This is a genomic window from Cyanobium sp. BA20m-14 (assembly GCF_024346295.1).
Genome location: NZ_JAGQCR010000142.1, coordinates 1 through 8,093 on the forward strand (window position 1 = coordinate 1; position 8,093 = coordinate 8,093).

Here is an 8,093-nt window from a genome sequence, read left to right on the forward strand (position 1 = left end):
AAGCAACTGCCGAAGACTTAATCGCAACTCGGACAAAATTAAGTGCGACACTGACAACTATCAGCAGATCAAGTCTATGTGAAGTAACTGCAGTTATAAGGCAGCCTCCGACAATAATCGTCTTTGAAAGCATCTCTAAGCGCGCAACCATACCGAAGCGTTCTGCTCCACGCAACGCCCCTGAAAATACGCTGTCGATTTGATCAAAAGCGATCAAGAATGGCGCACCAATAATGATCGGATACAACTCCGATCTATCACCCATTTGAGAAAATATCCTGCTTGCTCCTAGCGCGAATGCACAAATCAGCAGTAGTCCAACAAAAACAGTGCCGAGAATAACGATTAAGGAAGCAACACGTATATAATCACTTGCCCGATGCTGATCGCCTCTGCCATGAGCAGAAGCAACTTCTCTAATAGTGGCTGCTCCCATTCCCATGCCAGCCCATCCACCCAGGCTTCCCAGAGTGATCAAGAGCATCCATTGTCCATATTGTCTGGCTCCTAGGCTATGAAGAAATACCGGTGTTGCCACCAGCATCAGCAAAGGAAAGAAAATGTATTCTGCAGAATTCCAGACACCTTGCCTACCTAAACGCAAAACATTTTGTAGGCGAGGAGTGTGCTTAAAGAAAAGCGCTAATTGTGAGAGCCTATGATACATTGACTAGCTAAATGTAATCACGGATATGCCTAGATGCGAATCCAGGCCTTATTCCTTTGATCGTCGATTTTGAGCCCGGCATGTTCAATTGACGAGCGCTGCTGCTGCACAGAATTAGAAAAGTCCTGCCCTGCGATTCAGACTTTTGGGAAGCGGCGCATGAACGCACAATCAAGGAATGTGCAATCAAAGTCTTAGCTGATTGAACTTAGAGCTTTTATAATAATCCTGCACGGTAGTATGTAAACCATCGCCAAGTTGGATTCTTGATTGCCAGCCGAGTGTTGAGAGTCGGCTCATATCGAGTTGTTTCTTCGGGGTGCCATCAGGTTTGCTGGTATCCCAAAGGATATCGCCCTGGAAGCCCGTTGCAGCTGCCACAGCTTCGGCAAGCTCGCGGATCGTAAGATCCACACCCGTTCCCACATTGAGTAACTGCTGATCTTCCGGTCCCGGCTGCCAATGCTCCAAAGCGAACACGCAGGCCTGGCCCAGATCATCCCCATGCAGGAATTCCCGCATGGGGGTACCGCTGCCCCAGCAAGTCACGCAAGCGTCGCCGCGCTCGGCCGCTTCATGGAAGCGGCGGATCAGGGCTGGCAGCACGTGGCTGTTGGTGGGGTGGTAGTTGTCGCCCGGCCCATGCAGATTGGTGGGCAACTGCTTCGCAGAAGGCTTCGCCTACAGGCTGATGGCATCAAAGCCGTGTTGCCGGCGCAGCGCCTCACACAGCTTGATGCCCGTGATCTTGGCGATGGCATACCACTCGTTGGTGGGCTCCAGGGGCCCGGTGAGCAGTGCTTCCTCGCGGATCGGCTGCTCGGCGAACTTGGGGTAGATGCAGCTGCTGCCTAGAAACAGCAGGCGCCGCACGCCGCTGCGCCAGGCCGTTTCGATCACGTTGGTCTGGATCTTGAGGTTATCGAGCAGGAAATCAGCCGGATAAGTGTTGTTGGCCTGGATGCCGCCCACCTTGGCCGCCGCCAGCACCACCACCGTGGGTTGGAGCTGCTCAAACCAGCGCTTCACGGCTGGGCCATCTTCCAGATCCAGCTCGGCTCGGCTGGCCGTGAGCAGGTTGCTGTAGCCCGCTCGCTGCAGCGCCCGGCAGATGGCGCTGCCCGCCATGCCGCGGTGGCCCGCCACGAAGATGCGGTCGGCGGGGGTGATGAGTGCCGCCATCAGCCGATGCCTCCCACTTGGTCCACAGGTGGACTAAGTTGGTGATCAATGGACCCGGGCCCCATGGCTGAACGTGTTGTGAATGTGCATGAGGCCAAAACCCACTTTTCTCGGCTGATCGATGCCGCCCACGCCGGCGAAACGATCCTTGTGGCCAAAGGAGGCAAGCCCTGGGCGCGCTTGGTGCCTCTCGAGCAGCCTCGCCCGCGCCGCCAGGCCGGAGTCCTGGCTGGCAGCATCACCCTGCCAGCACCGGAGCTGCTGCTGGAACCTCTGCCGGAGGAGGAGCTTGCTGCCTTGGAGCAGCCTCTCCTCTGACCTTGCCCGTGATGACGCAGCTGTTGCTGGACACCCATGCTCTCCTGTGGTGGCTGGCTGAGCCGGATCGTCTCTCGCCTGCCGCATACGCCGCCATCAGCGATCCCGCCAATGCGGTCGTTGTGAGCGCCGCCTCCGGTTGGGAGATCGCCACCAAGGTGCGTCTGGGAAAGCTGCCAGCGGCCAGGGAATTGCTCGATGATCTGCCCGGGTTGCTTGCAGCCCAAGGGTTTCAGCTGTTGCCGATCACCCTGCAACAGGGCCTGCATGCTGGCAGCTACCCCCTGCCCCACCGCGACCCCTTTGATCGTTTGCTGGCCGCCCAGGCTGAGCTGGCCAGGCTCACCCTGGTGACCGTGGATCCAGCGCTTCAGGCGTTCCCCTGCAGGCTTCTCTGGTAGCGCCATCAGCTCTTTTCTCCAGCGGCAGCCACGGCCGATGGATTGGTGGGCGGCGTTGCCGACGCTAAGTCCGGACGCTCAAAAACAACCTTAGAGGTGTTGCTTCAGCTGTTGGCGGCCAGCCAGGCGGATAGGTCGGCTGGGCACTGGAAGTCGAGCAGGGCGTCGGCCAATGATTCCAGCTGCTCCAGCGGCAGGGCCTGGATCTGGGCGGTAGTGGGCTCGCTGATGGGGCCGCAGCGGCGGTTGAGGAGGCGGAGGGTGACTGCCGCTTCGCCCTCCTGGCGCCCTTTGGCTTCGCCTTCCTGGCGGCCCTCCTGGCGGCCTTCCTGGCGGCCCTGCTGGCGTCCCTCGGCAAGCCAGTCCTGTACCGCCCGGGTGTGGCGGATTTCTTCCCGGGGGATGCCGGCAATCACCATGATTTCTGCCTCGGTGAGCTGGGGAAAACGTTGCACAAGCATAGGCAGCACAACCGTGTCTAGATCAGGCCGACTGGCCAGGATCTGCTGACTGCTGGCCGCCAGCTCGCTCTCAGGCCTAACCGGCAGTGTGAGCAAGTTGAGCAGGGGGTCGAGATCTGGCTGCTGGCTCAGATGCTCCAGGCTGAGCCACACCACCTGCTGCAGGAACAGCTGCAGCGCCTTGGTGGGGCCGAGCTTGAGGCGGCTATGGGGCGTGATCACCAGCACCGCCCAGTGCTCCACTTGGGGCTGCTGCTGCAGAAAGCGGTAGGTCTGTGCTGCCAGGCGGTGGTGGAAGCCTTGGTCGGGGTGCATTTGCACCTCCAGCAGCACCACGGGGAACTCGGGGCTGCCGGTTTCGGCGCAGCCAGTGCTTTGGCGCGGCCACAAAACACCATCGAGGCGGTGGCTGAGCTCTTTGATCTCGAGCGCCTCAAAGCGATAGAGCCGATCGCCGGGGGCGCCGGGGTCGAGGCCCAGCGGGTTGTCGGCGGCGGCTGAGCCGGGCAGGAGGGCGCGGATCAGATCGGGGGCGCTCTGGAAGACCCGGTAGTACCAGCGGTCGGTATTCACTGGCTGCGGGCGCTTGCTGGCGAAAAGGTAGCCGCGGCTTGAGGTTCGGGCTGCGACCCGTGAGGGGCTTTGTGGGTTCGGGGTCTCGTTGGCGGCAGGCGGCTGACTGGGTTATTCGGGCTGGTGTTTCTGGCGGCTCGTGGAGAAGCCCTTTTTGATCCACCTAAGGGCCAATTGCAAGCCCTATTTTTAGGCCAAGCGTTCATCCAGTTGGAACGGCTCCTGATGCACCAGCGCCACCTTCGGCATGGCCGGGTGCAGCGGATTGAGCAGCAGGTTGCGGGCCTGAGGCACCACCACCGAGGGCAGCAGAAGGCCCAGCTGCCCTCCGTCCCGCAGCCAGTCGCCACCAAACACGGCGCTGGCCTGGCCATGGGGGATCGCGTTCCAGCCTGCTGGCAGGCCTTCAGGTTCGGCTTCACTGATCAGGCCCGACCCAGCAGGCACCTCGTAGGCACTGAGCACCAACGGCGCGATCAACACACCATTGAGATGCACCAGCACCTCCAGAACGGTGATCTCGGGTGTCAGCCCCAAATACACAGCCCGCTGCCCTGATTGGTTCCAGCGCTGGCCATCGCGCGCCGCTCCCTGGCCGGTGAGATCGCCGGCGTATCGAGCCTTGCTAAGCCGCCAGGCCCGAATCACACCCTCGCTCACACCGGTGCGCCGTGCTCCAGCGCTTGGAGCAGACGCCGCACCTGTCCCGCTCCAATTGCGGTGCGGCAGTGCTGCAGTGGGCTGGCTTGATGCAGCAGCGGGTGGGGGGCCTTCAACCAGACCTCCGTGCTGGCTGGCTGCTCAAACACGCCATAAGCAAGGCTCAATACCTCCATCAGCCGGTCCAGCCTTTCGGAGGAAACAAGATCCAGCGCCGCCTGCTCGCGGCTGCGGCGGGCCATCGTGGCCTCCGAGAGGGCCAGCAATGGCTCAAGATCCGCCGCCTTGAGGTGCAGGTGCTGGCGCAGGGCCGCCAGCCAGCTGCTGCTCCAGCCCTGCTCAATCGCATCCAAGCGCTGCTGTTCATCCAGGGCGCCGAGCTCGGCAGCGCGCTGCCAGAACGATTGGCTCAGATCAGCCTCCTGAGACGCCTTGTGCGTTGTGGCAGGGATCACAGAAGCCATGAGCTAATCAGTCCAAGCAACGTCATTTGAAGCGATCCTAGCGTCAAATGGCGAGACCGCTTGTAGCGCCAGGTATCCGGCTGTTCCCGCATCGGTTCAGGCAACACGTTGGTGGCGAGCAGAACGGTCACGCCAGTACTCTCACCACCCTCGGGGCGGATTGGGGGGCAGGCCAGTGCCAGCCACAGATTTAGATCTGGCAGATCGGCTGTGACTCTGATGCGTCCAGCAGTTTGAACAGTCGAATCAAGGCCCCGCTTCAGCCGTTGGCGGCCAGCCAGGTGGCCAGGTCAGCCGGGCCCTGGAAGTCGAGCAGGGCATCGGCTAGGACTTCCAGCGGCTCCAGCGGTAGGGCCTGGATCTGGGTGGTGGTGGCGCCAGTAAGTGGGCCGCAGCGGCGGTTGAGGAGGCGGAGGGTCACCTTGGCTTCGCCGCGGGCTTCGCCTTCCTGGCGGCCTTCTGCCAGCCAATCCTGTATCGCCCTGGTATGGAGGATCTCTTCTCGGGGGAGGCCGGCTATCACCATGATTTGAGCGTGCTGCAAGAAACAGCCGTGGTGAGTTCAGGAAATTTTTGTACCGGCATAGGCAGTACAACTGTTTTTAAATCAGGGCGACTGGCCAGGATCTGCTGACTGCTAGCTGCCAGTTCGCTCTCGGGCCGCACCGGCAGGGTGAGCAGGTTGAGCAAGGGGGTCGAGATTGGGCTGCTGGCTCAGCTCTTTGATCTCGAGGGCTTCAAAGCCGCAAGGCTTCTGCGAGGCAGTAGCGGTAGAGCCGATCCCCGGGGGCGCTCTGGAAGACCCGGTAGTACCAGCGGTCGGTGTTCACTGGCTGCGTGCACTTGTTGGAGGCAGGTCAGCGATAGACCTCGCGTCGATGGCCGATGCGCACCACCAGGATCACCAGTTCGCTGCGCTGCCATTCATAGACAACGCGGTAGTTCCCTACACGCAACCGCCGCAGTCCTTCAAATTCACCCTTGAGGGCAGAGCCGGCGGCTGGGGTGTCGCAGAGCAGGTTGATGGCCTCAACCAGCCGCACCCGGTCAGCTTTCGGCAGCGCGGCCAACGCCTTTGCCGCAGAACGTTTAATCCGCAGCGAGCAGCGCATCTCGCACCTCAAGCCAGTCGAGAACAGGGTCGGCAGGGTCCTTCAGGGCTGCCACCCCACAGCGCAAATCCTCGATGTCGTCGAGGTAGTACTCGATTGCCTGACGAATGATGTCGGCTCGGCAGCGGTTGAGCTGCTGTGCCGCTGCATCAAGCTCAGCGCCGAGGGTGTCGGGAAGCCTGGCCGTGACCTGAACCATGGGAGTCACCGCGAAGTCGAGGAGATGTCAATGACATTAATGTAGGGCCACAGCCCAAGTTTTAGGCCTGGCCAAACAGGGCTTCAAGTTGGGCTTCACTGATCAGGATTGAGATGCACCAGCACCTCCAGAACGGTGATCTCAGGTGTCAGCCCCAAATACACAGCCCGCTAAGCCAGTGCGCCGATTGCGGTGCGGCAGTGGGCTGACTTGATGCAGCAGCGGGTGGGGGGCCTTCAATTAGGTCTCCGTGCTGGCTGGCTGCTCAAACACGCCATAAGCCATTTGATCGTTTCAGGCAACACGTTGGTGGCGAGCAGAACGTTCACGCCAGCACTCTCATCACCCTCGGTGCGGATTGAGGGGCAGGCCAGTGCCAGCCCCAGATTTAGATCTGGCAGATCGGCTATGACGCGAAGGCCCCGCTTCAGCCGTTGGCGGCCAGCCAGGCGGCCAGGTCGGCCGGACCCTCAAAGTCGAGCAGGGCATCAGGCGCAGGCAATCAAGCGCACCTGCAAAGCCTGGACGCGCTGAAATCCGGCATCACCCGTGATCATCACGGCATCAGGCCCCAGTTGCAGGCAGCAAGCTGCCTGCAGGGCATCGGGTGTACGCAGCCCATGGTTGGCGCGCAATTGGGTCGCCAGCTCCACCACAGAGGCGCTGAGCTCCACAACCAGCAGATCTGGCTGGGCAAACAACGCCTCAAAGCGATCCAAACAGGCTTGATCACCCCGCCGCAGTGGAGCCACACGACACTCCAGCAGGCTGAGGCGGCTCACGGCCAGTGGGAGATCAGGTGCCTCGACAGCAAGCTGATGGAGGGTTGCCTGGGTGGCTTCGGCCCATCGGGCCTCACCATCCACCAAATAGATCAGTGCGCTGGCATCCAGGAAGGCAATCACCAGCTGCGCTCAGTTGCCAGCTCAGCATCGATCTCAGCCTTGCTGCGCGGGCTCGTGGATGGCGGCAGGGCCAGCAGCCACTGCAACGCCGATGCTTCAGCCACAGGAGCTCGTGATGCCTGCAACTGCAGCTGGCGGTAGTGCTGCTCACTCAGCACCACAGCAGCCGATCGGTTGCGCTTCAACAAATGGACTGGTCCATGCTGCAGCGCCTGCTCAATCGCTGCAATCCCACGACGCTTGAGCTCAGCTGAGGTGAGCGCGTTCTGCTGATCCATGGCACAGCGATCGCTGGAGCCTAAAGCTTAGTACCTAAAACAGTACTGGAGTGCCGAGGGCGTCGCAGTGGCACGTCGTAAGCAGGCCAATGGGCGTCCGATGACAACGCCATCAGACTCTCGACCTGGGCCTGGGCCTGGGCCTGGGCCTGGGCCTGGGTAATCAACAGGTGGCCGAAAGAATCGTGGTGCACCAGAGGGAGCTGGGCAGTTTGAATCACATGACCATCCAGCACAGGCAAAAGCAGCGCACCAGCAGCGAGGCTCTGGTGTCGAGCAGCAGGCGCATCAGCTGCCACACAGCCGTGCAACCTGTTGATCCACAGCCTCACTGAAAGCGGCATCCACATGGGCTGGCACGAGAGCTGGCTCTTGGCATCGAGCATGTTGACCTGCACGATCAGCAACCCTCTGTTTAGCTAACTTAGCCAGAAATGAGGCCTAAGCGGCCTCGGCCAAGCGCTGCAGGTCCAATCCGCGAGCCGAATAGCCAGATGCCCTGAACCTGCGGCTGTGCCGGGATGGTCATGGCGCCTCCTCCTGAACCCGTTGCTCCAGCCTGGTGCGTAGCTGCTGAAAACATGGCAGGTAGCAATCGATGATCTGCGCCGCAATGGCATCCGCTGTGGCGAGGTTGTAGGTATGGCTGGTTAGACGGCGGTCCCGCAAGGTGTCCCGCGATCCCAGCAGGAAGGCCTCGCCCTGGCTGCGCAGCCGATCACGCAGGGTGTTCCAGGAAATCCTCCAGGAGCTCCAGGTCTTTGCGGTAGTTGCTGAATGGATATAACTATGGCGTATGAACGCAGAAGGAAAGGGAGCAGAACTCAACCTTCTCACCTCTGCTAACCCAAGATCGCACAGCAACAGATCCAG

General features: G+C 61.0%; 14 protein-coding genes and 1 pseudogene. 2 read left to right on the forward strand and 13 right to left on the reverse strand.

Going from position 1 to position 8,093, the window contains the following annotated elements; all coding sequences use genetic code 11:
- Together KBZ07_RS12710 and KBZ07_RS12715 are read right to left on the reverse strand one after the other, a co-directional pair.
- On the reverse strand, positions 1-544 hold a 544-nt coding region (locus tag KBZ07_RS12710), incomplete at its 3' end, for a hypothetical protein (RefSeq protein WP_254931958.1).
- Positions 545-853: 309 nt separating this feature from the next.
- Positions 854-1,849 (reverse strand): annotated as a pseudogene (locus tag KBZ07_RS12715) (GDP-L-fucose synthase family protein).
- Between the two features lie 63 nt (positions 1,850-1,912).
- Here KBZ07_RS12715 and KBZ07_RS12720 point away from each other — a divergent pair.
- Both KBZ07_RS12720 and KBZ07_RS12725 read left to right on the forward strand, forming a co-directional pair.
- Complete coding sequence (locus KBZ07_RS12720) at positions 1,913-2,167, forward strand: type II toxin-antitoxin system Phd/YefM family antitoxin (RefSeq protein ID WP_254931959.1); 255 nt, start codon at positions 1,913-1,915, stop codon at positions 2,165-2,167.
- Positions 2,168-2,178: 11 nt separating this feature from the next.
- Positions 2,179-2,568 (forward strand): type II toxin-antitoxin system VapC family toxin, encoded by a 390-nt coding sequence (locus KBZ07_RS12725; protein WP_254931960.1) that lies wholly within the window; start codon positions 2,179-2,181, stop codon positions 2,566-2,568.
- A 104-nt stretch (positions 2,569-2,672) separates the two neighbouring features.
- Here the strand turns inward: KBZ07_RS12725 and KBZ07_RS16345 are convergent, their stop codons facing one another.
- From KBZ07_RS16345 to KBZ07_RS12780, 11 genes are all read right to left on the reverse strand, one after another.
- The gene (locus KBZ07_RS16345; RefSeq protein ID WP_254931961.1) at positions 2,673-3,602 is read right to left on the reverse strand and encodes a DUF2887 domain-containing protein; all 930 of its coding nucleotides are present in this window, start codon (positions 3,600-3,602) and stop codon (positions 2,673-2,675) included.
- Positions 3,603-3,791: 189 nt separating this feature from the next.
- Entirely contained in the window at positions 3,792-4,262 is a 471-nt protein-coding gene (locus tag KBZ07_RS12735) for an RES family NAD+ phosphorylase (protein ID WP_254931962.1), read from the reverse strand.
- Positions 4,259-4,726 (reverse strand): antitoxin Xre/MbcA/ParS toxin-binding domain-containing protein, encoded by a 468-nt coding sequence (locus tag KBZ07_RS12740; RefSeq protein WP_254931963.1) that lies wholly within the window; start codon positions 4,724-4,726, stop codon positions 4,259-4,261. The genes KBZ07_RS12735 and KBZ07_RS12740 overlap by 4 nt, the downstream gene beginning before the upstream one ends.
- A gap of 259 nt (positions 4,727-4,985) precedes the next feature.
- Positions 4,986-5,252: a DUF4351 domain-containing protein gene (locus KBZ07_RS12745; protein WP_254931964.1), complete on the reverse strand. Its 267-nt coding sequence runs from the start codon at positions 5,250-5,252 to the stop codon at positions 4,986-4,988.
- Positions 5,246-5,416, reverse strand: a complete 171-nt coding sequence (locus KBZ07_RS12750) for a hypothetical protein (protein ID WP_254931965.1) — start codon at positions 5,414-5,416, stop codon at positions 5,246-5,248. The genes KBZ07_RS12745 and KBZ07_RS12750 overlap by 7 nt, the downstream gene beginning before the upstream one ends.
- 167 nt (positions 5,417-5,583) lie before the next feature.
- Positions 5,584-5,796 (reverse strand): type II toxin-antitoxin system RelE/ParE family toxin, encoded by a 213-nt coding sequence (locus KBZ07_RS12755; RefSeq protein ID WP_254929046.1) that lies wholly within the window; start codon positions 5,794-5,796, stop codon positions 5,584-5,586.
- A gap of 19 nt (positions 5,797-5,815) precedes the next feature.
- Entirely contained in the window at positions 5,816-6,037 is a 222-nt protein-coding gene (locus tag KBZ07_RS12760) for a ribbon-helix-helix protein, CopG family (protein WP_106501115.1), read from the reverse strand.
- A 488-nt stretch (positions 6,038-6,525) separates the two neighbouring features.
- Complete coding sequence (locus KBZ07_RS12765; protein WP_254931966.1) at positions 6,526-6,942, reverse strand: PIN domain-containing protein; 417 nt, start codon at positions 6,940-6,942, stop codon at positions 6,526-6,528.
- Positions 6,939-7,220 (reverse strand): hypothetical protein, encoded by a 282-nt coding sequence (locus KBZ07_RS12770; protein ID WP_254931967.1) that lies wholly within the window; start codon positions 7,218-7,220, stop codon positions 6,939-6,941. The genes KBZ07_RS12765 and KBZ07_RS12770 overlap by 4 nt, the downstream gene beginning before the upstream one ends.
- Before the next feature lie 20 nt (positions 7,221-7,240).
- Positions 7,241-7,618, reverse strand: coding sequence for a hypothetical protein (locus tag KBZ07_RS12775; protein WP_254931969.1), 378 nt, complete (start codon positions 7,616-7,618; stop codon positions 7,241-7,243).
- A gap of 127 nt (positions 7,619-7,745) precedes the next feature.
- Positions 7,746-8,093: nucleotidyltransferase substrate binding protein (locus KBZ07_RS12780; protein ID WP_396124059.1), on the reverse strand; the 348-nt coding region annotated here is incomplete at its 5' end.

Excerpts from the sequence above, each read along its gene's own strand:
- KBZ07_RS12720 (WP_254931959.1), top strand. The coding sequence starts at position 1,913 with ATGGCTGAACGTGTTGTGAATGTGCATGAGGCCAAAACCCACTTTTCT.
- KBZ07_RS12740 (WP_254931963.1), bottom strand. The coding sequence starts at position 4,726 with ATGGCTTCTGTGATCCCTGCCACAACGCACAAGGCGTCTCAGGAGGCT.
- KBZ07_RS12760 (WP_106501115.1), bottom strand. The coding sequence starts at position 6,037 with ATGGTTCAGGTCACGGCCAGGCTTCCCGACACCCTCGGCGCTGAGCTT.
- KBZ07_RS12745 (WP_254931964.1), bottom strand. The coding sequence starts at position 5,252 with ATGGTGATAGCCGGCCTCCCCCGAGAAGAGATCCTCCATACCAGGGCG.
- KBZ07_RS12770 (WP_254931967.1), bottom strand. The coding sequence starts at position 7,220 with ATGGATCAGCAGAACGCGCTCACCTCAGCTGAGCTCAAGCGTCGTGGG.
- KBZ07_RS12725 (WP_254931960.1), top strand. The coding sequence starts at position 2,179 with ATGACGCAGCTGTTGCTGGACACCCATGCTCTCCTGTGGTGGCTGGCT.